Here is a 25,277-nt window from a genome sequence, read left to right on the forward strand (position 1 = left end):
GCCGGTGCGGTGCCGGGAGGTGCCGCACACTGGGCGGTGTGATGGACGAAACGACCAGGTACGAGGCGGTCAGCAGCCGCGACGCCCGGTTCGACGGGGAGTTCTTCTTCGCCGTCGAGACGACCGGCATCTACTGCCGGCCGAGCTGCCCCGCCGTCACCCCGAAACGGAAGAACGTCCGCTTCTTCCCGACCGCGGCCGCCGCCCAGGGCCACGGCTTCCGAGCGTGCCGACGCTGTCGCCCGGACGCCGTGCCCGGCTCGGCGGAGTGGAACGTACGGGCCGACGCCGTCGCTCGCGCCATGCGGATGATCGGGGACGGCGTGGTCGACCGGGAGGGCGTGCCCGGGCTGGCGCACCGGCTCGGCTACAGCGCGCGCCAGGTGCAGCGGCAACTCAACGCGGAACTGGGCGCCGGCCCCGAGGCGCTGGCCCGGGCCCAGCGCGCCCACACCGCGCGGGTGCTGCTCCAGACGACCGGGCTTCCCGTGACGGAGATCGCCTTCGCGTCCGGCTTCGCCAGCGTCCGTCAGTTCAACGACACGATCCGGCGGATCTACGCCCGCACGCCGAGCGCGCTGCGGTCCGAGGCCGGGACGGGGCACGGGGCGACGGGACGGGCGGCGCGTACCACCGGCATCCCGTTGCGGCTCGCGCACCGGGGTCCGTACGCGGCCCGCGAGGTCTTCGACCTCCTGGCCGGCGAGGCGGTCGCCCGGATCGAGGAGGTCGTGGGGGCGCCCGGTGCCCGGACCTACCGGCGCACCCTGCGTCTGCCCTACGGCACGGCCGTCGTCGGCGTCGACGAGCGGTCGGCGGGGCCCTGGCTGGACGCCCGCATCCATCTCACGGACCTGCGCGACCTGACGACGGCGGTGCAGCGGCTGCGGCGGCTGTTCGACCTGGACGCCGATCCGTACGCCGTCGACGAGCGGCTCGGCGCCGATCCGCGGCTCGCGGCACATGTCGCCGCGCGTCCGGGGCTGCGTTCGCCGGGCGCGGCGGACCCGGAGGAGTTCGCCGTCCGGGCGCTGGTCGGCGTGGCGGGGGCGGAGCGGCTCGTGGAGGCGTACGGGAAGGTCCTCGACGTTCCCTCCGGCGGGCTCACCCATGTGTTTCCCGAGCCGGGCGCGCTGGTCGACGCGGTGGACGAACCGGCGCTGCGGGCGCTGGCCGCCGCGCTCGCCGACGGGGAGGTACGGCTCGACGCCGGGGCCGAGCGCGAGGAGGCGGAGCGGGCGCTGCTGAGGTTGCCGGGGATCGGCCCGCGGACCGCGGCGCTCGTCCGTATGCGGGCACTGGGCGACCCCGACGTGGACCCGGGCGGTGGGCCCGGGGCGGAGGGATGGCGCCCCTGGCGTTCGTACGGGGTGCGTCGTCTGGAGCTCCTCGGCGTGGCCTGAGCCGAGCAGGGAGCCCGGGGCACGGGAGCCGGGAGTCGGAGTCGGAGTCGGGGCGGCACGTGCCGGATGGGCGCCGGAGACGTTGTCGTCGGGGCGGTCGGGGCGGTCGGGGCGGTCGGGGCGGTCGGGGCGGTCGGGGCGGTCGGGGCGGTCGGGGTGATCATGCCCAGATCAGCACGCCGAGCCAGGCGCCCGTCACCAGCAGGCACGCGAAGAGTTCGACGAGCACGGACCAGCCCGTGGCCCGCATCACCGAGCGGATCGACGCCCACCCCGAGCCACGACTGCCGAGCCGCAGCCGCTCCACCCCGTAGACGGTTCCCACGTAGCCCACGAACGCGCCCAGCACCGGCACGACGAAGAAACCCACGATCGCGCCGACACCGCCGAGCACCAGCGTCCTGCGCGGTGCACCCGACTCGTGCGGGCGACGCGGTGGCAGCAACGGTTTCAGGGCCTGGTCCACCAGCAGCAGCGCGGTGGCTCCCATGAGCACGGACCAGGCCGCCGACGTCCTGTCGGTCAGCGCCCACCACAGCACCGCGGCCCAGACGATCGCCTGTCCGGGCACCCCCGGCACCAGCACACCGACCAGGCCCAGGAACATGACCAGGCCGACGGCGACGAGTTGCCACACACCCATCCGACCAGCCTGACGGAGTCCGGCCGGTCCCGCCCGTCCACGGCCCTGTCAGGGCCGGGGTTCCCGGGCCACCCAGCCCCGCTCGTACGCGTGCCAGCCAAGCTGGAGCCGGGTCGACACCCCGGTCAGTTCCATCAGGCCCTTCACCCGCCGCTGCACGGTCCGCAAACCCAGATCCAACTGCTTCGCCACGCTCGCGTCCGTCAGCCCGGCCAGCAGCAGCGACAGGATCTCCAGGTCCGTCTCGTCGGGCCCGGTGGACACCTCCTCCGGGCGCCCGCCCCCGCCGAGCCGGAGCGGCATCGCCTCCCGCCACACCGCCTCGAACAGCCCCATCAGCGACTCCAGCAGCCCGGAGGCGTGGACGACCAGCGCCGCGGGTTCCGCGCCGAGGCCGGTCAGCGGCACCATCGCCAGGGTCGCGTCGGTGACGACCAGCTTCGTGGGCACCCGGTCGACGACCCGGCACTGCTCGTCACGGCCCAGGGCCGCCGACAGCTCCAGCATCCCGGACGGCAGCGCGAGCACCTCCCGTTCGAGCACCACCCGGTAGGACACTCCGCGGGTCGCCACCTGCTCCTCGGACTTGTTCTCCAAGCCGCTGACGGCGACCGGATTCCCGGTGACCAGGACGCAGACCTCGCTCGTCGCGCCCAGCTGCAACTGGTGGAAGCGGTGCGCCACCGCGCTCGCACCCGTCACCACCTCGACCAGATCGTGCACGGCGGGCTCGGCCGCATCCGCCCGGTACTCCTCGGCGAGCAGCGCCGCGGCCAGCTCCGCCTGCTCCAGTTCGTGGCGCTGCTGGGTCAGCAGAGCGCCCAGGGCGACCCCCGGCGGCGCTGCCACCCACCGCCCGGTGCGGGCGGACGACTGCGCGGCGAGGCCCTGTTGCTCCAGCCTGCGCAGCGCCCGTTCGGTGTCCGGCTCGGGAAGTGCCAGTCGGTGTGCGAGATCGGAGACCTCCGCTGCTCCCATCGCCACGAGCGCGCGGTACGTCGACTCCTGTCTCTCGTCGAGACCTATGGCTCCCAGCATCCTGCTCCCCTCCCGGAGGCGTCGATTCCGCACAATGTCGCTGTCTTCGGGCGCCCGGTCGTGGCGGAAAGCGGCCACGGCGTAAACCCGCCGTGTACATCATCCCTTCAACGCCCGTCGCTCTGCCAATGTGGCGCCACCGCAGTACCAACAGCCTCCGGAATGCTGCGGTTTGCTCAGAAGTGTTCCGGTTCTACTTGGGGAGAGCGATGCGTCCGATATCGCGTACGGCGCTGGGGGCGGCCACCGCCGCCGTCCTGGCTGTCACCGCGATCGCACCGTCCACGGCAGCGCCGCAGGACGACGCGATTGCGAAGAGACCGCTGACCGGCAGTGCGGCCGCCGAGGCCAAGGCGGGCAAACCGGTCACCGTAACCCTGGTCACCGGCGACAAGGTCCTGGTGACCACGGACAGTTCGGGGGCCGCATCGGCCACCGCGCTGCCTCGCGAGGACGGCACCGTGCCGCTCGTACAGACCAGGCAGTCCGGCAAGGATCTCTACGTCTACCCCGACACCGCCACCAAGGCGCTCGCCTCGGACAGGGTCGACGAGGAACTCTTCAACGTCACCGGGCTGATCCGCCAGGGTTACGACGACGCGAGCACCAAGTCGCTGCCACTGATCGCCGTCTACGGCAAGGACGCTGCCCGCTCCGTGCCCGCCACCCCGCGCGGTGCCAAGCGCCACATCGCTCTCGACGCCATCGACGGCGTCGCGCTCAAGGCGGACAAGGCGAAGGCCGCCGACTTCTGGTCGGACGTCACCCGCACCCGATCGGCCTCCGGTCTGAAGAAGCTCTGGCTCGACCGCAAGGTTCGGACCACCCTTGACAAGTCGACCAAGCAGGTGGGCGCAGACCTCGCCTGGGCTGCCGGATACGACGGCAAGGGCACCAAGGTCGCCGTCCTCGACACCGGTGCCGACGCCGAACACCCCGACCTCAAGGGCCGGATCGCCGCGTCGAAGAACTTCACCGACTCCGACACCACCCACGACTGGCAGGGTCACGGCACCCACACCATGTCCACCGTGGGCGGCAGCGGCGCGGCCAGCGGCGGCAAGAAGAAGGGCGTCGCCCCCGGCGCCGACCTGCTGGCCGGCAAGGTCCTCAACGACTCGGGCTCCGGTGCCGAGTCCTGGGTCATCGCCGGTATGCAGTGGGCCGTCGATCAGAAGGCCGATGTCGTCTCCATGAGCCTCGGCGGCGCGACGCCCGGCGACTGCACCGACCCGATGAGCCTCGCCGCCGAGGAACTCTCCCGGAGCAAGGACACCTTGTTCGTCATCGCGGCGGGCAACCTGGGCCCGGCGCAGAACACCGTCTCCTCGCCGGGATGCGCCCCGAGCGCGCTGACCGTCGGTGCCGTCGACCGCGACGACTCCACGGCGCAGTTCTCCAGCCGCGGACCCGTGACCGGATCGCACACCCTCAAGCCCGAGATCGCCGCTCCCGGCGTCGCCATCTCGGCGGCAGCGGCCGGTGGCCGCGGACTGTACGCGTACCAGACGATGTCCGGTACGTCGATGGCCACCCCGCATGTCGCGGGCGCGGCGGCCCTCGTGAAGCAGCGTCATCCGGAGTGGACCGCCCAGCAGATCAAGGCGTCCCTCGTGTCGTCCGCGAAGAGCGACATCCCCGGCGACGTACGAGAGACCGGCGGTGGCCGCCTCGAGGTGAAGGCCGCCATCGACACCAGCGTCGTCGGCGCGCCCGCCGTCCAGGGCGGCGCATTCAACTGGCCGCAGCACACGTCCGACCGCACCACGGTCGACGTCCCCTACACCAACTCCGGCCCCAAGCCGGTGAAGTTGTCGCTGAAGGTCGAGGGTGTCACCGGCAACGACGGCTCGGCCGTCCGTTCTTCCGTCGCCGAGCTCGACGCGAGCACCGTCACCGTTCCGGCCGGAGCCACCGTCGAGGTTCCGCTGGAGATCGACCCGACCGCGAAGCTGAAGGCCGCCCAGTACGGCGATGTCACCGGGCGCGTGCTGGCCACCGGGCCCGACGGTGTGAAGGTTTCGACTCCCTTCTCGATGTACGTCGAACCGGAGACCGTCACCCTGCGCGTCAAGCTCGTCGACCGCGCCGGCAAGCCCGCCAAGGGACCCTCCTCGGTCGACCTCATCGGCACCGACACCTCCGGCGGCGAACGCCGTTTCAACAACGGCGCCACCGACCAGGTCTACCGGGTGCGCCCCGGTGCGTACTTCGTCTCCAGCTTCATCACGACGCCCGACACGAAGGACGCCACTGGCAGGATGCTGGAGTCCGTGGGCTACCTCGCGAGGCCGCAGCTGAACGTCACCAAGGACACCACTTTGATCCTGGACGCACGCAAGGCCCACCGGATCCGGGTGAAGACGGAGGACCGGAAGTCCGAGAACCGCTCCACGACGCTGTCTTTCGGCCGCAGCTGGGACGACACTTGGCTGCACTCGGGCTCCCTCACCGCCAGCGGTCTCATCAAGAACTACCTGGCCGACGTGCAGGGCAGGGCGAGTGACGGCGACTTCGAGTTCGCCAGCTTCTGGCGTGCGCTGGCCCCCCAGATCGAGAAGCTCTCGGTCGTCGGCGGCACCGAGCTGCACCCGACGACGGCCAGCACCGGTGCCGTCAACCTCGACGGTACGGGCGAGGCCGCACTCGTCGACGCGGGCACCGGCACTCCCGACGAGCTGAAGGCCGCCGACGTCTCGGGCAAGATCGCCCTCGTCGAGGTCGCCGACGACGGCTACGTGCATACCCAGGCGCTGAACGCCAAGGCCGCCGGTGCGAAGGCGATTATCGCGCACCGGCCGTCCGCGGGCATCTGGCAGCCGCGCGTCGGCGCCGGTGGGGCGCCGCTGCCCTCGCTCGGCATCGAGGCGAGCGAGGCGGACGCCCTGAAGGCAGCGCTGGCCGACGGCCCGGTGAAGCTGAGCTGGAAGGCCACTGCCGCCAGCCCGTTCGTCTACAACCTGGCCTTCCCCGAGACCGGCCCGGTCACCTCGGACCGCACCTACAAGGTCCGTGACAGCAGGCTCGGCAAGTCCACCGCCACGTACGAGGCGATGGGTGTCGCGGCCGACTACATCGACCTGATGAACATCACCCGGCCGTACGGCGCGCTCTACACGAACGGCTTCGACACCGTCGCCGTTCCCGGCAAGCGCACCGAGTACTACTCCGCGGGCGACACCGCTTGGAGGCATTTCCTCTCGTCCAGCTTCCCCTGGGGCGAGTTCATGGTCGACCACTTCCGTACCTACACGAAGGGCATGAAGCGCACGGAGAACTGGTACCGGGGAATCCCGGTCCCGGCCGCCGCGCGTGACCTCGAGGGCAAGCTCCAGCTCGCCGCCGAGCGGCAGGACAACCTGATCGGCGTCGCGCCGGGCTTCTGGAGCGACAGCGAACACGCCGGTTTCCAGGGGTCCTTCGGGGACCTCGGCAACATGCGACTGACCAGCGGCGGTGAGGTGCTGGGCACGTCCTACTATCCGTTCGGCGTGTTCACCGTCCCTGCCGAGGACGCCGCGTACGAACTCACCATGAACACCGAGAAGGTCGGTCAGCCCGCCGCCGTGTGGAAGCGGTCCACCCGCATCGAGACCACCTGGAAGTTCCGCTCGGAGCGGGACGAGAGCGTCTACTCCCAGGGGATCCCGCTGCTCTTCCCGGACTACGGCCTCGACGCCGACGGGCTCAAGTCCCTTCCGGCGAAGGACGGTCAGACGATCGGCCTGAGCGTCACCGGCCACGCCGGCTACGCCCCCGGCAAGCTGGTCGCCGCCAAGGTCTCCTACTCGTACGACGGGGGCGAGACCTGGACCGCGGCCACCACCGCACAGCAGGACGGCCGGTGGACCGCGACCGTGAACCACGCGGGCGCGGACGGCAAGCCGGTCACCCTGAAGACCGAACTGACGGACGCCAACGGCAACTCCGTCATCCAGACCGTGAACGACGCGTACGCCGTGCGCTGATCACGTCCTGACCGGTCCGCCGGGCGTCCTTCCCGTGGGGGGTGGGGCCGTCCGGCGGACCTTTTCCATGGCCATGGGTTCCCGGACGCATCGTCTTCGCCATGCGCCGTGATCGCGATGCGCCGTTGCCGCGCGGCCCGTGCGGTGGACAATCAAGGGTATGAGCCAGCAGGGGGAGAGGCCCACCAGTGAGGACGACTGGTGGGGCAGGCTGTACGACGAGACCGCACGGGACACCGGGGCGAGCCGCGCGGGCGACGAGGGCGGCCCGAGTGGTGCGGGTGACGCAGGAGACGTGGGCGACAGCCTCGACGACCGTTTCGACTCGGTGGCGAAGACGGTCGGTCCGGTGAGGAGCGGAGGGAGCGACGGGACGCTCTTCCCGGAGCCGGAGCCGGAGCCGGAGCCGGAGCCGGAGCCGCCTCTGACGTTACGGGCGCGTGCCCCCTGGGAGCCCCCCGAGGAGGACGCACCGGCCCCGGGGGCCGCCCCGGCCCGCCCGCCGAGCCCCCGGACCTTCATCGCGTTCACCACCCCGCCGACACCCACCGGACCACCGGCGGCCCTCACCCCGTCGACGCCTGCCGCCACCCCGCCACCGCCCGCCGAACCGCCGGCGGCCTTCGCCCCGCCGACGCCACCCCTGCCGAGGCGACCGGTCACCGACCGGTCCGTCGACACCGGCAGCAGGCTCACGGCGCAGGCCCGGGCCGACGCGGAGGAACGGGGGCGCGAGGCCGAGTGCGAGCGTGCGCCCGCTCCCGCCGCGCCGCGTCCCGCGCGTACCCGCGTGAGCGACCGGCCGCCCACGTACGACGCCGAACCCACCGCGCTGCCCCTCACCGTCCCTCAGGAACTGGACGGTCTCGTCGCCGCCGACACGGTGCTCGACGGGGCCCGGTACGGCACGTACACCCTGCGCGCAGCCTCGGTGCGCGGGGACTCTGCGCGGTTCCGGGGCGAGCACCGGCGCGACGCGCTGCTCACCGCGCGCTTCGGCACCGGCCGGGAAGCGCTCGTCCTGGTGGCCGTCGCCACCGGGGCCCGCGCTTGTGATCAGGCGCACCTGGCGGCGGCCGACGCCTGTCGCTGGATCGGCGGCGCGATCGGCCGCAGCCATCTCCGGCTGTCCGAGGACATAAGGGGCGGACGGCGCGGCGAGCTGAAATCCGGTCTGCGCCGGCTCACCGACCGCGGGTTCGGCAGGCTGCGCGCCCGTGCCGCCGAGCTGGGACTCGAATCGGAGCAGTACACGGCGGGGCTGCGCTGTCTGCTGCTGTCCGCGGACCCCGACTGCCGTACGAGGATCTTCTTCGGCGTCGGCGCCGGTGGGCTCTTCCTGCTGCGCGACGGCGGCTGGCAGGACCTCGAACCGGGGGTTCTGGGCCGGGCGGGGGTTCTTGGCAGGGACTTCGAGGGCGCAGACAACAGCCCTCTCGGGGATAACGGCGTGAACAACGGGAGCGGAGAGAACAGCGGGCGCGGCGGGAACACCAGGGAGGCCGGGCAGGCCAGTTCCGCAAGCGGGGACCCGTCCCACCCGGAAGCGGCTTTCGCCGACGGCGACCGCCCCGCCGAGCCCTTCCGCTTCAGGGCCTTGGCAGCCCGATCGGGTGACATGCTGCTGCTGTGCAGCCCCGGGCTCGCCGCACCGCTGCGCGGCGCACCGGCACTGGCCGGGAAGCTCGCCGAACGTTGGACCGGTGGCGAGGCACCGGGGCTCGCGGCCTTCCTCACGGACATGCAGCTCAGGGCGAAGGGCTACTCCGACGACCGCACGAGCGCCGCCGTCTGGGAGGCGTAACCGCGCACGCCATGGGTTGATGGATGCGGAGTCCGGAAGCCGAAGCGCGGAAAGGGTACGTACCCATGGCGAAGCAGAACGTGGCGGAGCAGTTCGTCGACATCCTCGCCCGGGCGGGCGTGAGGCATATGTACGGCGTCGTCGGCGACAGCCTCAACCCGGTCGTCGACGCCATCCGCCGCAACTCGGCCATCGACTGGATCCAGGTCCGGCACGAGGAGACCGCCGCGTTCGCCGCGGGTGCGGAGGCCCAGATCACCGGCTCGCTGGCGGCCTGCGCCGGATCGTGCGGCCCCGGCAACCTGCACCTCATCAACGGCCTGTACGACGCCCACCGCTCGATGGCCCCCGTCCTCGCCCTCGCCTCGCACATCCCGTCGAGCGAGATCGGGCTCGGCTATTTCCAGGAGACCCACCCTGACCTCCTGTTCCGGGAGTGCAGTCACTACAACGAGATGATCTCCAATCCCCGGCAGATGCCGCGGCTGCTCCAGACGGCCATCCAGCACGCGATCGGCCGGGGCGGGGTCAGCGTCGTCACGATGCCGGGGGACATCGCCTCCCAGCCCGCCCCGGACAAGACCGTGGAACACGCACTGGTCACCTCGCGGCCGACGGTGCGTCCCGGGGACGAGGAGGTCGAGAAGCTCTGCCGCATGGTCGACGAGGCCAAACGCGTGACGCTGTTCTGCGGCAGCGGCACGGCGGGCGCCCACGCCGAGGTGATGGAGTTCGCCGAGCGGGTGAAGGCCCCGGTCGGGCACGCGCTGCGCGGCAAGGAGTGGATCCAGTACGACAACCCGTACGACGTCGGGATGAGCGGGCTGCTCGGTTACGGCGCGGCCTACGAGGCGACCAACGAGTGCGACCTCCTCATCCTGCTCGGCACCGACTTCCCGTACCAAGCGTTCCTCCCCGACGATGTGAAGATCGTCCAGGTCGACGTGCGCCCCGAGCACCTCGGCCGCCGTTCCAAGCTGGACCTCGCGGTCTGGGGCGATGTGCGCGAGACGCTGCGCTGTCTGACCCCGAGGGTGAAGCCCAAGACCGACCGCAAGTTCCTCGACCAGATGCTGAAGAAGCACGCGGACGCGCTGGAGGGCGTGGTCAAGGCGTACACCCGCAAGGTCGAGAAGCACGTGCCGATCCACCCCGAGTACGTCGCCTCGGTGCTGGACGAACTGGCCGACGAGGACGCCGTGTTCACCGTCGACACCGGCATGTGCAACGTCTGGGCCGCACGCTATCTGTCGCCCAACGGCAAGCGCCGCGTCATCGGTTCGTTCAGCCACGGCTCGATGGCCAACGCGCTGCCGCAGGCCATCGGGGCCCAGTTCACCGACCGGAACCGGCAGGTGGTGTCCATGTCAGGCGACGGCGGGTTCGCCATGCTGATGGGTGACTTCCTCACCCTGGTGCAGTACGACCTGCCGGTCAAGGTCGTCCTGTTCAACAACTCGTCACTGAGCATGGTCGAACTGGAGATGCTGGTCGCCGGCCTGCCCTCGTTCGGTACGAACAACAAGAACCCCGACTTCGCGGCCGTCGCCCGCGCGGCCGGGGCCTACGGCATCCGAGTGGAGAAGCCCAGGCAGCTGGAGAGCGCCCTCAAGGACGCCTTCAAGCACAAGGGCCCGGCGCTCGTCGACGTCGTCACCGACCCCAACGCCCTCTCCATCCCGCCGAAGATCAGCGCCGAGATGGTGACCGGCTTCGCGCTCTCCGCCAGCAAGATCGTGCTGGACGGCGGCGTCGGCCGGATGCTCCAGATGGCACGCTCCAACCTGCGGCACGTCCCTCGCCCTTGAGCGTGCCCCTCGGCGGCCCTGCGCGTCATGGCGGCCGACGGGACATCAACTGCCTTGGTGAGCACCCTTGGCACCCCTTAAGCAATGTGACATATTACTGACGTGTTCACGAGGAAGCCTTTGGATGTCGTCATCGTCGGTGCCGGCGTGGTCGGTGCCGCCTGCGCCTACTACGTCTCCCGCGCCGGACTGGCGGTGGCCGTCGTCGACCGTGGTCCGGTCGCCGGAGGCACCACCGGAGCCGGCGAGGGCAATCTCCTGGTGTCCGACAAGGTTCCCGGCCCCGAACTCGACCTCGCGCTGTACTCGGCGGGGTTGTGGCAGACCCTGGGGCAGGAACTGCCTCCGTCGATCGAGTACGAGCGCAAGGGCGGCCTGGTCGTCGCGGCGTCCGAGGACTCCTTGGCCGGCCTGTCCGCCACGGCCGTCGGGCAGCGGCGCAGCGGTGTCGAGGCGCACGACATCACGGCCGACCGGCTCGGCGAGGTCGAGCCCCACCTCGCGCCGGGGCTCGCCGGAGGCTGCCTCTATCCGCAGGACGCCCAGGTCCAACCAGCCCTCGCAGCGGCGGAGTTGATGCGAGAAGCGGCCCGCTCCGGGGCGTCTCTGTGGCCGGGGGAAGAGGTCGTCGCGATACTCGCCGACCGGGAGGGCGCGGTACGCGGAGTGCGCACCGCGCGACGTGAACTGCGGGCGCCCGTCGTCGTCAACGCGGCCGGAACCTGGGGCGGCGAGCTGGCCGCGCTGGCCGGGGTCGAGCTGCCGGTCATGCCGCGCAGGGGCTTCGTGCTCGTCACCGAACCGCTGCCGAGGCTGATCCGGCACAAGGTCTACGCGGCGGAGTACGTGGCCGACGTGTCGAGCGGGTCGGCGGACTTGCAGACCTCGCCCGTGGTCGAGGGAACGCCCTCGGGGCCCGTCCTGATCGGGGCGAGCCGCGAACGTGTCGGATTCGACCGGACGCTGTCCGTTCCGGTGGTCGCCCGGCTGGCCGCCCAGGCGGCCGAGCTGTTCCCCGTACTGGCGGACGTCAGGGTGCTGCGCGCGTACCACGGATTTCGCCCCTATCTGCCCGATCATCTGCCGGCCATCGGTCCGGACCCCCGGGTGCCGGGACTCTTCCACGCCTGCGGCCACGAGGGAGCCGGAATCGGGCTGGCCCCGGCCACCGGATCGCTGATCGCCGACGCGATCCTGGGGCGTCGGCCCGCGATCGATCCCGGACCGTTCGCACCCGACCGGTTCGACACCACGTGCGATGCCGCGTGACGACGCGTCGTCCGAGGGGGTGTGCCGTGTCCGGGGGAGGGCGGGCTCCGGCACCCCTCGGACACCGCGCGACCTTGCCGGAAAGCTTTGTGCCACCACATCAGGACCATGTGCCCCAGGGGAGGAAACAGTGAGACGCACCCGTGCACGTACACCGGCCGCACGCGTCGGTGCCGAGCCCGGACCGTCCTTCCGGCTGACCTTCGACGGGCGGCCGATCCGAGGACTGCCCGGCCAGAGCATCGCCGCCGCGCTCTGGGCGGCGGGCATCCTCGCCTGGCGCACCACCCGGGTCAACGGCCGTCCACGCGGGGCGTTCTGCGGCATCGGCGCCTGCTACGAGTGCCTGGCCACCGTCAACGGGCGGCCCAACCAGCGCGCGTGCCTGCTTCCCGCCCGCCCCGGCGACGCGATCACCACACAGGAGGGCGACGGGCATGCCGCACTCGACGCGTGACCTCCGGTACCCGGACGGCGGACGTGCCGAACTCGCCGTGGTGGGTGCCGGACCCGCGGGTCTCGCCGCGGCCGTCACGGCGGCCGACCACGGGCTCGACGTGGTCCTCCTGGACGCGGGCTCCTCGCCCGGCGGGCAGTACTACCGTGGCCGGGAGGGCGGGCCCGGCACCGTCCACGCCGAAGAACTCCACGGCGGACGGGACGCGTTCACCGATCTGTCCGCACGGCTCGCGGCGCACCGGGACGCCGGGGCGATCGACCACCTCTGCGACCATCAGGTGTGGACGGCCGAGCGGGCGGACGACGGCGACTGGATCCTGCACGCCGTCACCGGTGCCGAGGGGGAGCGGCGCCGTGCCGTCCGGGCCCGTCGGCTGGTACTCGCGACCGGTGCGTACGAACGCCAACTCCCCTTTCCCGGCTGGACACTTCCCGGTGTGGTGGGCGCGGCCGGAGCCCAGGCCATGCTGAAGTCCGGTGGCGTGCTGCCGGGCCGCCGGATCGTGGTCGCGGGGAGCGGGCCGCTGCTCCAGGCCGTTGCCCTGTCGCTGACCCGTGCCGGTGCGAGCGTTCCGGCGCTGATCGAGGCATCGGCGTACGTGGCGTATGCGCGCGCTCCCCGCGCCGTGGCCGCCAACCCCGGCAAGCTGGCGGAGGGCATCCGCTACGGGGCGGCGCTGGCCCGTGCGGGAGTCCCGGTGCGGACCCGTCGGGCGGTCACCGGCGTACGCGGCGAGGGTCGGGTGGAAGAAGTGACCGTGAGCCGCTTGGACCGGCGATGGCGGCCCGTACCCGGAACCGACCGCACCATCGCCTGTGACGCGCTCGCGGTGGGTCACGGACTCGTACCCCAGTTGGATCTCGCCCTGGCGACCGGCTGCGAGACGCGGGTGTGCACCGACGGCACGCACGCGGTCGCCCAGGACGAGCAGCTGCGGACCACCGTGCCGGGGATCTGGGCCGCAGGCGAGACCGGCGGAGTGGGCGGAGTGGAACTCGCCCTGGCCGAGGGAGAGTTGGCCGCCCTGTCGGTCGTTCGCGCAGTACGCGGGGGGATGCGGAGGGAAGAGGCCCGCAAAGCGGTCGCTCTGAGCCGCTCCCGGCGGCGCCTGCGTGCCTTCGCGGCGCTGATGGGGGCCGTGCACCGGCCGGGAACGGACTGGGGCGCGTGGCTGACCGACGACACGGAAGTCTGCCGTTGCGAGGAGGTCGACGCGGGCCGGATCCGTAGCGCCTGCGAGCAACTCGGCGCCGGTGACGGCCGGACCGTCAAACTGCTCACCCGTGCCGGAATGGGCTGGTGCCAGGGCCGGACGTGCGGCTTCGCCGTCCGCGAGCTGGCGGCGGCGCACAGCGCCCTGCCGGTCACCGGTCGATGCCCGGAGGGGCCCGACCGCCGCCCGCTGGCCTGCCCCGTGAAGCTGTCCGAACTCGCCGCCGAACCGGCCGATCCCGGCTAGTGCCGTGACCGGCAAGGTTTGCCCGGAAGGAGCGTCGTCCGGCACGCCCTCTTGCGGCACCGGCCGAAAAGCCACCTACGTTCAGTACGAGGGCTTCCGGCCGGCACACCGAGAGCACGCACCGGACGCGCTCCTTGACGGGCGTACGTCGGCCGCGTGGGGACTGGCACCACGACCGGCGAGGGTTCGCCGGCTCGCGATGCCCGGCACCTCGCCGCGGTGTCGCATCCCCGAGTACGTCCGCACGAGGGCGGTCCTCCGCCTTGCGATACACCGCGCCGGAGACATGGAGCCTCCCGGCACACCTTTCCGGCCACAGCACCAGGTGGCCCTGCGAACTCCCGGCCACCGGCGCGCGCGGCGTCCGGCACACCCCGGCCGGGCTCCGACGTGCCCGGTCCGAACCCGGCACGTCGCGGGTATGCACCCGCGCCGCGTACGGCACCCGCCGTACGCACTTCGTAACACCGCGCCTGCCATGTCCTGTCACCACTCCCAAGGAGCCACGATGCAGCAGAACACCCGCCCGCACGCCCGTATCCGCCCCTGGCAGGGGATCATGGTCGCCACCCCGCTTCCCCTGCACGACGACGGCACGATCGACTACGACGCCTACGCCACGCACGTGCGTCAGCTGATCGAGGCGGGCTGCGACGGAGTGGTGCCCAACGGATCGCTGGGCGAGTACCAGACCCTGACCGACGAGGAACGCGAGCGGATGGTCCGGGTCGCGGTGGAGGCGGCGGGCGACGGCGACCGGGTCATGCCGGGCGTCTCCGCCTACGGCAGCGCGGAGGCACGGCGCTGGGCGCAGCAGGCGGCCGAGGCGGGTGCCGGTTCCGTACTGCTCCTGCCGCCCATCGGATACCGGTGCGAGGAGGCGGGCGTCCGCGCCCACTACGCCCACGTGGCCGAGGTGGGGATTCCGATCGTCGCGTACAACAACCCGTACGACACCAAGGTGGACATGACACCGCGCCTGCTCGCCGAGATCCACCAGGAGGGCAGCATCGTCGCCGTCAAGGAGTTCACCGGCGACGTCCGCAGGGCGTACGAGATCCGCGAACGGGCGCCGGAGCTCGACGTGCTCGTGGGCGCCGACGACGTGCTGCTGGAACTGGTCCTCGCCGGGGCGACCGGCTGGATCGCCGGGTGCCCGAACATGCTGCCGTCCAGTTGCGCCGCGCTCTACCACGCCGCCGTGGCGGGCGATATGGAGACGGCGCTGCCGCTGTACCGGGAACTGCACTCGCTCCTGCGGTGGGACTCCAAGCCCGAGTTCGTCCAGGCCATCAAGGCGTCCATGGACGTGGCCGGGCGCCACGGCGGCCGCACCCGTCCGCCGCGCCTCCCGCTCCCCGCGGACGACGAGGCGGCCGTGCGTTCGGCGACGGAGAAGGCCCTGGCCGCAGGGCACAGCTGAGCACCGTCGTACCACCCGGGCACGGGCCGGGCCGTCGCCGTACCCCCAGGGTCCGGTCATCGCGGTCCCGACCGTGCCCGGTTCACCGGCGACCCGGCCGGGTGCGGCCACGGCCGTCCCGGCCGGGTGCGTTCCACGACATCCGTTTCCGCCCGCCCTTCCGGGCGTTTCCCGTTCCACCCGTGACGAACAAGGAGGAGTCGTGCGGACACGTCACGTCTTCCACGCGGTCGACTCGCACACCGAAGGCATGCCCACCCGGGTCATCACCGGCGGTGTCGGCACCGTCCCCGGTGCCACGATGGCCGAGCGACGGACCTACTTCCAGCGGCACCGGGACGCCGTGCGCACTCTGCTCATGTGCGAACCACGTGGCCACGCCGCCATGAGCGGCGCCATCCTCCAGCCGCCTACCCGGCCCGACGCGGACTTCGGCGTGCTCTACATCGAGGTCTCGGGGCTGTTGCCCATGTGCGGCCACGGCACCATCGGCGTCGCGACCGTTCTGGTCGAGACCGGCATGGTCGAGGTCACCGAACCCGTCACCACCGTGCGGCTGGACACACCGGCGGGACTCGTGAGCGTCGACGTCCAGGTACGTGACGGCGCGGCCACCGCCGTCACGCTGACCAACGTCCCTGCGTTCAGCGTCGCCCTCGACCGTAAGGTGGACGTGCCCGGACACGGGACGGTGCGCTACGACCTGGCCTACGGCGGGAACTTCTACGCCATGGTCCAACTGTCCGAGCTGGGCCTGCCGTTCGAGCGCGAACGCAAGGACGACATCCTGGCGGCGGGACTCGCCCTGATGGACGCCGTCAACACCGCCGACCGCCCCGTCCACCCCGAGGACCCGGACATCAACGGCCTCAAGCACGTGCAGTTCATCGCACCCGGATCCGACGCACGGCACTCCCGGCACGCGATGGCGATCCACCCGGGCTGGTTCGACCGGTCGCCGTGCGGGACGGGCACCTCGGCCCGGATGGCCCAGTTGCACGCGCGTGGTGAACTGCCCCTGCACACCGACTTCGTGAACGAGTCCTTTCTCGGAACGTCGTTCACCGGGCGGCTGGTCGAGGAGACCGCGGTCGGCGGGCTGCCCGCTCTCGTCCCGACGATCACGGGCCGTGCCTGGATCACCGGCACCGCGCAGTTCTTCCTCGATCCCACCGATCCCTTCCCCGAGGGATTCGCGCTGTGAGGCCGCGGCTCGGGGCGGCCGTGCGGTGCGGTGTCCCGGGCCGTTTCGGAGGCGCCCGCGGACTCGTCCACCGACCGGGACTCAGGACGTGGACGACCGAGGCCGTGGAAAAACGTGACATTGTATTCTGAAGGCCCGTACGGCGCTGGAGGAATGCATATGGCCCCCCTGACGATGCTCAACGCCCTTTCGGCGAAGGAGCACTTGCGCGACCGGGTGGCGAGCGCGCTCAGGGCGGCTCTGATCGCCGGCGACCTGCGGCCGGGTGTGATCTACTCCGCTCCGACTCTCGCCGCCCAGTTCGGCGTGTCCGCCACACCGGTCCGAGAAGCGATGCTCGATCTGGCACGGGAGGGGCTGGTCGAAGCGGTCCGCAACAAGGGCTTCCGTGTGACGGAGCTGACCGAGCAGGACCTCGACGACTTCACCGAACTGCGCGCCATGATCGAGGTCCCCACCGTCGGCCGGATCACCAGGATGGGCAGGACGGCAGAGCTGCGGGCGCTGCGGCCGCTCGCCGAGGCGATCGTGGCGGCCGCCGTCGAGCACGACATCATCGGGTACCTGGAGGCCGACCGTCGCTTCCATCTCGAACTGCTCGGTCTGGCGGGAAACCGCAGGCTGGTGGAGGAGGTCGGCAACCTGCGCAAGCGGTCACGGCTCTTCGGTCTCAACCGGCTGTCGGAATTGGGTCAGTTGACCGCATCCGCCGAGGAGCACGTCCAACTGCTCGATCTCATGATCGCCGGTGACGCGCCGGGTGCCGAGAAGCGCATGCTGACGCACATGTCGCATGTCAGATCGATCTGGGCCGACGGTGACGACCCGGGCGCAGGCGCGGTCGCGCGAGGCGCCGGGACCGGCAGGGTGTCCCGGTCGGCGGCCGAGGGCTGATCACCGGCCGCAGGTCTGCGGCGTCCGCGGCCCGTCCGCGGCCCGCCCCTCGACCGCAGGCGCCGTTCCTCCGGGTCGGCCGTCCATCAGGGCGGCCGGCCCCTTTTCGATCCCGTCGGCGGTGCGCGGCGGCATGGACGACATCAGCCGGGCACCGTAGGGCGTGATCACCTGGTCGTCCTCGATCCGCACGCCGATCCCGCGCAGGGGCGGCGCAAGCGTCCCGTCGTCTGCCCACCTCTGCCAGGCCGTGTCTTCGCGCTGCCCTCGTTCGGCCGGAGGCCGGGGCGCGGGGCTCGGGCTCCGGCCCGGACAGCGATTCCTCGATGAGACGTCCGACGGCAGCGGCCGGTGCGTACCGGTGGTCGGACGAAGTCCCTTGCGCGGGCCGTGAATTGTTCTCAGGGCAATGTGTGCGCGAGGGGTTCCTAAGGACATGTGACATGTGCCATTGTACAGCGCGCGAGAGGGAACGGACGTGCGCATGTCATCCCCGGTTCGCTCCCTCGTAACCCCCCACCCGCGCAGTCGCGCGGTTGACACACCGCTGGGAGGCGGCACGTGAAGAACCGAATGGTTCGAAGGCGATTCACCGGACTATCCACTGCGGTCCTGGCAGCATGCCTGGGCGTGGGCCTGCTCTCCGCGCCGAGCCAGGCCGTCGAGCAGCGCTCCACCGTATCTGCGGTGGCCGATCACACCCGGGCCGGCGACGCCGGTCCGGTCCGTACGGGCGGCGGGCCGGTCGGCTCCTCCGCCGAGGCGTCGACCGCACCCGCGGACGACGCCGACCACGTCGACCGCAAAGCCCTCAAGGCCGCCGACCGTCCGCCGTTGTCCGCATCCAAGGACGCACTGCGGCAGGACTACGACGACCCCGGAGCCACGCTCCCGAGCCACCTGGCGCCGTCGATGAAGGCCGACTCCAAGGTCAAGGCCGCGGCCGAGTGCAACGTCAGCGACTTCACCAGCCGCACCGGAAGCGCCCTGGTCGAGCAGGTCAAGTCGTCGACGACCGACTGCGTCAACACGCTGTTCCGGGTCAAGGGCAATGACGGCTATCTGGCCTTCCGTGAGGAGCAGATGGTCACCATCGCCAACGCCCTGCGCGACGGATCGGCCTCCTATCCCGGTGACAGCAGCACCGGCATGACCCAGCTGGTTCTCTACCTCCGGGCCGGCTACTACGTGCAGTACTACGACCCGGACACCGTGGGCAGCTACGGGCCACAGCTGCGTACGGCCATCCAGGGCGCGCTCGACGCGTTCTTCGCCTCCTCGCACGCCTTCGACGTCACCGACGCCAACGGGCAGACCCTGTCCGAGGCTGTCATATTGATCGACAGCGCCGTGGAGAACGCCCGCTACCTGTCTGTCGTCAAGCGGCTGCTGGCCGACTACGACTCCTCGTACAACGAGTTCTGGTACATGGTCAACGCCGTGAACAGTGTGTACACGGTGTTCTTCCGCGGTCACCAGGTGCCGGAGTTCATCGCCGCGGTGGAGGCCGACCCCAGCGTTCTGCAGGCCCTCAGCGACTTCGCGTCGCGCCATCTCGACCTGCTGGGCACCAAGCAGTCGTTCCTCGCTTCCAACGCGGGACTCGAGCTCGGCCGCTTCCTCAAGGAAGACTCCCTGCGCGCCAAGGCGAGCCCGTTGGCCGCCGGACTGCTCAGCAAGAGCTCCATCACGGGCCCCACCGCCCCGCTCTGGGTCGCCGTGGCTCAGATGGTCGAGGCTTACGACAAGGCGAACTGCTCGTACTACGGCACCTGTGACCTCGCGGAGCGTCTCGAGAAGGCCGCCCTGCCGGTGAAGCACACCTGTAGCGACAGCATCACCATCCGGGCGCAGGACATGGTCGCGGAGGAACTCGAGGCCAGCTGCACCAGCCTGCTCAACCAGGACGCCTACTTCCACGAGGTGGCCCGGGACAACGGCCCGGTCGCCGACGACAACAACAAGACCATCGAGGTCGTGGCCTTCGACTCCAGCACCGACTACCAGACCTACGCCGGCGCGATCTACGGCATCAGCACGAACAACGGCGGCATGTACCTGGAAGGCGACCCCGCCGCGGAAGGCAATCAGCCCCGGTTCATCGCCTACGAGGCCGAGTGGGCCCGCCCCGACTTCCAGATCTGGAACCTGAACCACGAGTACACGCACTACCTCGACGGCCGCTTCAACATGCACGGCGACTTCGAGGACGGACTGACCACGCCGACCGTCTGGTGGGTCGAGGGCTTTGCGGAGTACGTCTCCTACTCGTACCGAAAGCTCAACTACGACGCCGCCATTGCCCAGGCCGCGAACCACACCTACACCCTGCGGACCCTGTTCGACACCACCTACGAGAACGCCGACCAGACCCGAGTCTACAACTGGGGTTACCTGGCCGTGCGTTACATGCTGGAGTCCCACCGCGGGGACATCGACACCCTCCTCGGCCTCTACCGCAAGGGTGACTGGGACGGTGCCCGCACCCTGCTCACATCGACCATCGGCGACCGTTACGAAGCCGACTGGAACACCTGGCTGACCGCCTGCGCGGATGGCGCCTGCGGCGGGTCCACCAACCCGCCCGGCGAGATCACCGAGTGCACGGCGACCGACACCAGGCTGCTGGGCCGGAACTGCATGCGCAGTGGGCTGAAGGCCGTCAAGGGCGACTACGCCTACCTGGCCGTCATCATCCCGGCCGGCATCAAGCAGCTGAAGATCACCGCGTCCGGCGGCACGGGTGACGCCGACCTCTACTACAGCTCGGAGGAATGGGCGACCACCCAGGTCAACACCGACAAGTCCGTCGGGGCGGGCAACGAGCACACCCTGACCGTCAACGACCCGGCGCCGGGCTACCACTTCATCAGCCTCTACGGCAACGAGAAGTTCGACGGCGCCAAGGTCACCACCGAGTTCTGATCCCCACGACCCCGTCGTACCGGCCGGCCGAGTGATGTTCCCGCTCGGCCGGCCGATAGCGTCCCGGGACGCGTCCGCCGGACCCGGCCCGGGGCTCACGACAGCCGCAGCGTGACGGGCGTCGCGCCACGTCGGACGGTGATCCGCGCCGGCAGACCGCGGCTTCGGCGCGGATCGGTTCGGGCCGGGCTTCAAGGAGCCGCGCTCGATCAGGTCGAAGGAGGCGTAGGGGTCGCCGACCGCAGCGTTGGAAACGTGACGCCGTGGTGCCCGGGGGGGGTGGGGGGCGCACGGATCGCTCGTGCGTGCATTCACATAGGGGGTCCGGCAAGCGTGACGGCCCGACCCGGGGGCATGCATCCCCGTGACGTGTTCCGAGAAGACGTCCGGCGAGACGACGAACAGGGGGCGATCCACCGTGCGCGCGGGGGAGAAGACACAGCGTCAGGAAATGACCGGTGCGACGAACGAAGGGGTGGTGTTACGACCGGAGGCGAGAAGGCGCGTGCCGGCCCGGATGCGGAGACGGCTGGCGCACACCGATCTGGGGGCCGTGAGCGAAGTCCGCAGCGCACTGCGCGAGTTGCTCCGTCACCGATGGCGCGCCGAGCCGGTCGGGACGGCGGAGCTCCTGCTCAGCGAACTGGTGACCAACGCGCTGATCCATACGAGACACGGGGCGGTCGTCACGGCGAGCGTGGGTCCTGCCGGACTCCGGGTGGAAGTGAGGGACTTCGGGCCGTTGTCGGCCCTGGCGTACGTACCGAACGCCGACGACGGTACGCACGGCAGGGGACTCGTCCTGGTCCGGAGCCTCGCGGACGCCTGGGGAGTCGACGCACGCGCCCTGGGCAAGGTCGTCTGGTTCGAGTTGGACGGCGAGAGGCCCTGAGAGCCCGGAAGGGTCCGGGCCGTCAGGGCCTCTCGCATGGGAGCATCAGCCGAACTGCTGCTCCAGGTCCTTCAGTTTGCGCTCCAGCGAGTCGAGCCGGGGCAGCGCCTGGGTGTCGTCCTCGGCCGTGAGGTCGACGGTGACCGAGTCACCCGCCTTCCGGTCCTGGTCGCTCCGGGGCACCCCCGCCACGGACTGCAGGGACGGCCGCAAGGGGAGCTGTCCTTGTTCCGGTATGGCCGGCTCCGCTGTCGATGGGGCGGCTCCGGTCGTAGGAGGGAGCTGCTGGACCTCCACCTGGGTGCCGCCCCGGCCGAGTCGGCCCCAGGCCCGGTGCTGCCGGTTCAGCGCCTTGATGCGGGCCCGGTCCAGCTTGGCCTGTTCCTTCCTGCGGAGGCGCTCCTGCTCCTTCTCCCGCCGGTCCTCGCGGACGTCCTCGACCGCTTCGTCCAGCGTGCGCACGCCCTCCAGCAGCATCAGCGACCAGGCGCCGAAGGTCTCCCGGGGAGCGCGCAGCCACCGCACGATCCGGATCTGCGGCAGCGGGCGGGGCACCAGACCCTGCTCGCGCAGCGCGGCCCGGCGGGTCTGCTTCAGCGCGCGGTCGAAGAGCACGGCCGCCGAGAGGGACATCCCCGCGAAGAACTGCGGAGCGCCCGCGTGGTCCACACCCCGGGGGGCGTGCACCCAGTTGAACCAGGCCGCGGCACCTGCGAACAGCCACACGAGCAGCCGCGAACCGAGCGCCGCGTCACCGTGGCTGGCCTCGCGCACCGCGAGGACGGAACAGAACATCGCGGCCCCGTCGAGGCCGAACGGAACGAGGTACTCCCAGCCTCCGGAGAGGCCGAGGTTCTGCTTGCCGAAGCCCACGAGCCCGTGGAAGGAGAGGGCGGCGGCCACCGCCGCGCAGCAGAAGAGCAGGACGTACGAGGCGATGGCGTACACCGCCTCCTTGCGCCTGCGGCGCTCCTCGCTGCGCTCCCAGCTGTCGTCGGCGGCGGACTTGTCGGCGGCGCGCTTGCCGCGTACGACCACCGCCACCGCCGCCAGGACTCCCACGAGCAGCACGGCGCCCGGAAGCAGCCAATTCAGCGATATGTCGGTCAGTCTCATGCGCGGTCCCTTGCGTCACGTAGGGCATTTCGGGCGCCATGATTGCCGAAACCACATCACACGCAGGGGGTTTCGGGACAAGAGAACGCCATTGGGTTGGCAGCGCATACGGATAGCCGGGATCTGATCGAATACCCGTACGCGGCCTGTGAAGTGCGTTCGAATAGTACTACCCGTTCGAGGGGGGTTGATCAGTGAGTGTGCGTCAGTTTCCGTAGCCGGTCGGCGTCGCAGGTACGGGGGCAGGTGACGCAGGTGTCATCGGGGCGCAGCGTGTAGAAGAGGCAGCAGCTCACGCGGTCGCGGGTGGGGAGCGGTTCGCCGTTCGGCCCCGTCAGTTCGCGGAAACCCGGCCTGCCCACGTACGGTTTCGCGGTGCCCGGAAGCAGCGCCTCCAGTTCCGCCATCGCCCGCCGCTCCTCGCCGAGCAGGGAGGCGACGTACCAGAGCCCCTCGACGACCTCGTCCGTCGCCATGCCCCACAGCGCCCGGTTGCCGCGCCGCATACGTGGCCGGAAACCGTCCAGTACCGGGCCGATGTGCCCGGCCACGGCGGCGAGGACCTCGGCCCGCAGTGCCGCCTCGTCGGGGACGACCCGGGCGCCCGGCAGCACGGCCGCCGGATCGCCCGCGAGGCAGGCGAATTCCGTGACGCGGACGGTCATGCGGCCCAGTGCCCGTTGGAACGCCACGTCCTCGACGGGGATCCGGGGCACCCGGCGGTGCAGGAACCACGGCACCGTCACCAGCAGGCAGGCGGGCCAGGCGTAGCGGTGCAGTCCGAAGCCGGCGACCACGTCCGGGCGGGGCTGCTGCCCGTAGTCCCGCACCATCTGTGCGCGGTCCCAGGAGAGGAACGCGTCGAGCGCGTCGCCGCCCGCCGCGAGTTCGTCCGCACGCACCCAGCCGTGCCCCCGGGGCGCGTCCTCGCCGTCCGGCAGCACGTCCGCGCGCAGCCCGGGGAAGACCTCGGCCAGACGCGTGTACGCGTCCGCCACGGCGGACGCGGAGGTGCCGGGATGCAGAGCGGGGAGGGTCATGCGGGACCGCCGAATCACGATACTTGCAGGTAAGGCTTACCTTACCCGAGTGGATCGAGGTGTGAACCGAGGCCCGCTGCGCCTATCGTGCACGGGGGGGGCATGGCGCACGCGAGCCGCGCCCGCGGCAGGCCGAGGAGGTCCGAGTGGAGCAGGTCGGAGCGTGTGGGCAGGCGCGTCCGCCGTCCCTGCCCGTGTCCGTACGGGTGCCCGGGCAGGCGCGGGGGGCGCAGCCGCGCCCCGACCGCGTGCCGGACCAGGCGCGCGGCGAGCACACCCACGTCGAGCCGTCCCGGGCCCGCCCGCCCGACCCGCCCGTCGAGCCGGCCCCGGCCGTTGTGTCCGCCCAGCCGTCCACCCAGCCGTCGCCGCGCCCGGCGGTGCGGCGCCACTCGGTGCGCGGACAGGTGCTGGACGCCCTGCGGGCCGCCCTGGCCGACGGTCAGCTCGTACCGGGGGAGGTGTACTCCGCCCCGGTCCTCGGTGCCCGCTTCGGGGTTTCCGCGACCCCGGTGCGCGAGGCGATGCAGCGACTGGCCGCCGAGGGCGCTGTCGAGGTCGTGCCGAACCGCGGCTTCCGGGTGACGCTGCGGGACCCGCGCGAACTCGCCCAACTGGCCGAGGTGCGGGCCCTGATCGAGGTCCCCGTCGTGCTGCGGCTGGCACGGACCGTCCCGCCCGCCCGCTGGCGCGCCCTGCGCCCGCTCGCCGAGGCCACCGCGACCGCCGCCGCCCTGGGGGACCGGGCGGGCTACGCCGAGTCCGACCGGGCCTTCCACGGCGCGGTCCTCGCGCTCTGCGGCAACGAACAGCTGGTGATGGTCGCCGACGACCTGCACCGCCGTGCTCGGTGGCCGGCCGCGGACAACCCCGCCACCCGCCGCGCCGGCCTCCTGGCCGACGCGGCCGAACACACGGCGCTGCTCGACGCGCTCATCGCCCAGGACCTCACGGCCGTGCAGTCGCTGGTACGCGGTCACTTCGGCGGAGCCGCGGGCTGAACCGGTACGGACATGAGCCGTTACGGCCCGTGCGCCCCGGCCCCCGGACGGCGCCGCGCGGCCCGGAGCCGTCCGCGCGTGAGCGGTGCCGCGCGGCTCAGTTCGCCTCGGCGCTCCTCGGGGACGGCGGGTCCAGATGCGGGGCCAGCCAGGTCGGCACGCCCCCGAGCAGACGGAACAGCCGCCCCGCCTCGGTACGCAGCCGGGTCGCCGTCTCGGGCTCCGGCTCGGCGTCGGCGAGGGCGATGAGGGCCGGAGCCGTACCGATCAGGTAGCCCAGCTCCTCACGCAGCCGCAGGGATTCGGCGAAACCGTGCCGCGCCTTTGCCCTCTCGCCCTCCCGCAGGGCGAGCAGGGCGAGATGGCGCCAGGTGGAGGAGAGCAATAACGCGTCGCCCTGGGCGGTGGCACCGGCGTGGGCCCTGCGGTACGCGGCACGTGCCGCCTGGGGCGAGTCGGCGATGTTGTGCGCGATCAGACCGCGGCGGAAGTCCAGCAGCGGGCGGCCCGGAGCGGTCGGGGAGAGGAGCGCGGCGGCCCGGCTCAGGGCGACACTGGCCTCGTCCGCCCGGTCCCGCTCGCCCAGGAGTGTCGACGCGTACGCCAGGTGGCCGCGCTCGCAGGCCGCGGCGCCGCGCTCGGCGTCGTCGTGGGCCAGCGCCTCGGCGGTGCGCAGGGCGTCCTCGGCCTCGGTCCAGCCCTGCCCCGTGTACAGGCAGCGCTCGGTCAGCAGCGCGGTCCGCTGGAGTGCCGCGGCCGGGTCCGTGGCGGCGTCGTGTTCGAGCAGTGCGGCGGCGTCCGTCCAGCAGGCGCGGGACCGCAGTCGCCATACCGCGGTCTGGAGCGGCGGATCGTCATCTGCTGTCGTGCCGGAACCAGACATGGCGGTATGCGCCACATTGCCCTCCCCTAGCGCGCCATCGAGCAGTT

General features: G+C 71.6%; 19 protein-coding genes. 13 read left to right on the forward strand and 6 right to left on the reverse strand.

Annotated features, from left to right (window positions below; all coding sequences use genetic code 11):
- Positions 1 to 41: 41 nt before the first annotated feature.
- Positions 42 to 1,403 carry an AlkA N-terminal domain-containing protein gene (locus ACGF2V_RS27840; protein WP_362709779.1) on the forward strand — a complete coding sequence of 454 codons (1,362 nt, stop codon included), beginning with the start codon at positions 42 to 44 and terminating at the stop codon, positions 1,401 to 1,403.
- Positions 1,404 to 1,563: 160 nt separating this feature from the next.
- On the opposite strand, the gene ACGF2V_RS27845 is transcribed toward ACGF2V_RS27840, so the two are convergent.
- Entirely contained in the window at positions 1,564 to 2,046 is a 483-nt protein-coding gene (locus ACGF2V_RS27845) for a DUF456 domain-containing protein (protein ID WP_362624097.1), read from the reverse strand.
- A 48-nt stretch (positions 2,047 to 2,094) separates the two neighbouring features.
- Positions 2,095 to 3,084 carry a helix-turn-helix domain-containing protein gene (locus ACGF2V_RS27850; RefSeq protein ID WP_362624095.1) on the reverse strand — a complete coding sequence of 330 codons (990 nt, stop codon included), beginning with the start codon at positions 3,082 to 3,084 and terminating at the stop codon, positions 2,095 to 2,097.
- A 209-nt stretch (positions 3,085 to 3,293) separates the two neighbouring features.
- Here ACGF2V_RS27850 and ACGF2V_RS27855 point away from each other — a divergent pair, with 209 nt between their 5' ends.
- The 9 genes from ACGF2V_RS27855 (at position 3,294) to ACGF2V_RS27895 (ending at position 17,373) form a co-directional block, all read left to right on the forward strand.
- Positions 3,294 to 7,052: a S8 family serine peptidase gene (locus tag ACGF2V_RS27855; RefSeq protein ID WP_362709782.1), complete on the forward strand. Its 3,759-nt coding sequence runs from the start codon at positions 3,294 to 3,296 to the stop codon at positions 7,050 to 7,052.
- A 160-nt stretch (positions 7,053 to 7,212) separates the two neighbouring features.
- The gene (locus ACGF2V_RS27860; RefSeq protein WP_362709784.1) at positions 7,213 to 8,856 is read left to right on the forward strand and encodes a protein phosphatase 2C domain-containing protein; all 1,644 of its coding nucleotides are present in this window, start codon (positions 7,213 to 7,215) and stop codon (positions 8,854 to 8,856) included.
- 65 nt (positions 8,857 to 8,921) lie between these two features.
- Positions 8,922 to 10,664: a pyruvate dehydrogenase gene (locus ACGF2V_RS27865; RefSeq protein ID WP_362709787.1), complete on the forward strand. Its 1,743-nt coding sequence runs from the start codon at positions 8,922 to 8,924 to the stop codon at positions 10,662 to 10,664.
- Between the two features lie 102 nt (positions 10,665 to 10,766).
- A complete protein-coding gene (locus ACGF2V_RS27870) occupies positions 10,767 to 11,933 on the forward strand; it encodes an FAD-binding oxidoreductase (RefSeq protein ID WP_362624084.1) in 1,167 nt (388 codons plus the stop codon).
- Between the two features lie 130 nt (positions 11,934 to 12,063).
- Positions 12,064 to 12,390 carry a (2Fe-2S)-binding protein gene (locus ACGF2V_RS27875; RefSeq protein ID WP_362624081.1) on the forward strand — a complete coding sequence of 109 codons (327 nt, stop codon included), beginning with the start codon at positions 12,064 to 12,066 and terminating at the stop codon, positions 12,388 to 12,390.
- Positions 12,371 to 13,852: an NAD(P)/FAD-dependent oxidoreductase gene (locus ACGF2V_RS27880; RefSeq protein WP_362709790.1), complete on the forward strand. Its 1,482-nt coding sequence runs from the start codon at positions 12,371 to 12,373 to the stop codon at positions 13,850 to 13,852. The genes ACGF2V_RS27875 and ACGF2V_RS27880 overlap by 20 nt, the downstream gene beginning before the upstream one ends.
- A 508-nt stretch (positions 13,853 to 14,360) precedes the next feature.
- Entirely contained in the window at positions 14,361 to 15,275 is a 915-nt protein-coding gene (locus tag ACGF2V_RS27885; RefSeq protein WP_362624075.1) for a dihydrodipicolinate synthase family protein, read from the forward strand.
- Positions 15,276 to 15,477: 202 nt separating this feature from the next.
- Positions 15,478 to 16,479: a proline racemase family protein gene (locus ACGF2V_RS27890; protein ID WP_362709793.1), complete on the forward strand. Its 1,002-nt coding sequence runs from the start codon at positions 15,478 to 15,480 to the stop codon at positions 16,477 to 16,479.
- Positions 16,480 to 16,638: 159 nt separating this feature from the next.
- Complete coding sequence (locus ACGF2V_RS27895) at positions 16,639 to 17,373, forward strand: GntR family transcriptional regulator (protein WP_362624069.1); 735 nt, start codon at positions 16,639 to 16,641, stop codon at positions 17,371 to 17,373.
- On the opposite strand, the gene ACGF2V_RS27900 is transcribed toward ACGF2V_RS27895, so the two are convergent.
- The gene (locus ACGF2V_RS27900) at positions 17,374 to 17,565 is read right to left on the reverse strand and encodes a hypothetical protein (RefSeq protein ID WP_389047915.1); all 192 of its coding nucleotides are present in this window, start codon (positions 17,563 to 17,565) and stop codon (positions 17,374 to 17,376) included.
- A 369-nt stretch (positions 17,566 to 17,934) separates the two neighbouring features.
- Here ACGF2V_RS27900 and ACGF2V_RS27905 point away from each other — a divergent pair, with 369 nt between their 5' ends.
- Together ACGF2V_RS27905 and ACGF2V_RS27910 are read left to right on the forward strand one after the other, a co-directional pair.
- A complete protein-coding gene (locus ACGF2V_RS27905) occupies positions 17,935 to 20,298 on the forward strand; it encodes a M9 family metallopeptidase (RefSeq protein ID WP_392913491.1) in 2,364 nt (787 codons plus the stop codon).
- A gap of 517 nt (positions 20,299 to 20,815) precedes the next feature.
- A complete protein-coding gene (locus ACGF2V_RS27910) occupies positions 20,816 to 21,190 on the forward strand; it encodes an ATP-binding protein (protein ID WP_389047984.1) in 375 nt (124 codons plus the stop codon).
- Between the two features lie 45 nt (positions 21,191 to 21,235).
- Here the strand turns inward: ACGF2V_RS27910 and ACGF2V_RS27915 are convergent, their stop codons facing one another.
- Both ACGF2V_RS27915 and ACGF2V_RS27920 read right to left on the reverse strand, forming a co-directional pair.
- On the reverse strand, positions 21,236 to 22,306 hold the full coding sequence (locus tag ACGF2V_RS27915) for a DUF2637 domain-containing protein (protein WP_362624064.1): 1,071 nt from the start codon (positions 22,304 to 22,306) through the stop codon (positions 21,236 to 21,238).
- Positions 22,307 to 22,497: 191 nt separating this feature from the next.
- Positions 22,498 to 23,346, reverse strand: a complete 849-nt coding sequence (locus tag ACGF2V_RS27920) for a (2Fe-2S)-binding protein (RefSeq protein ID WP_362709798.1) — start codon at positions 23,344 to 23,346, stop codon at positions 22,498 to 22,500.
- A gap of 146 nt (positions 23,347 to 23,492) precedes the next feature.
- Between ACGF2V_RS27920 and ACGF2V_RS27925 the strand changes: the two genes are divergently transcribed.
- Positions 23,493 to 24,347 carry a GntR family transcriptional regulator gene (locus ACGF2V_RS27925; RefSeq protein WP_392913495.1) on the forward strand — a complete coding sequence of 285 codons (855 nt, stop codon included), beginning with the start codon at positions 23,493 to 23,495 and terminating at the stop codon, positions 24,345 to 24,347.
- A 97-nt stretch (positions 24,348 to 24,444) separates the two neighbouring features.
- On the opposite strand, the gene ACGF2V_RS27930 is transcribed toward ACGF2V_RS27925, so the two are convergent.
- Positions 24,445 to 25,230, reverse strand: coding sequence for a hypothetical protein (locus ACGF2V_RS27930; protein ID WP_362709800.1), 786 nt, complete (start codon positions 25,228 to 25,230; stop codon positions 24,445 to 24,447).
- Positions 25,231 to 25,277: the final 47 nt, after the last annotated feature.

Origin of the sequence: Streptomyces sp. NPDC047982 (assembly GCF_043204165.1) — a bacterium.
GTDB lineage: Bacteria > Actinomycetota > Actinomycetes > Streptomycetales > Streptomycetaceae > Streptomyces.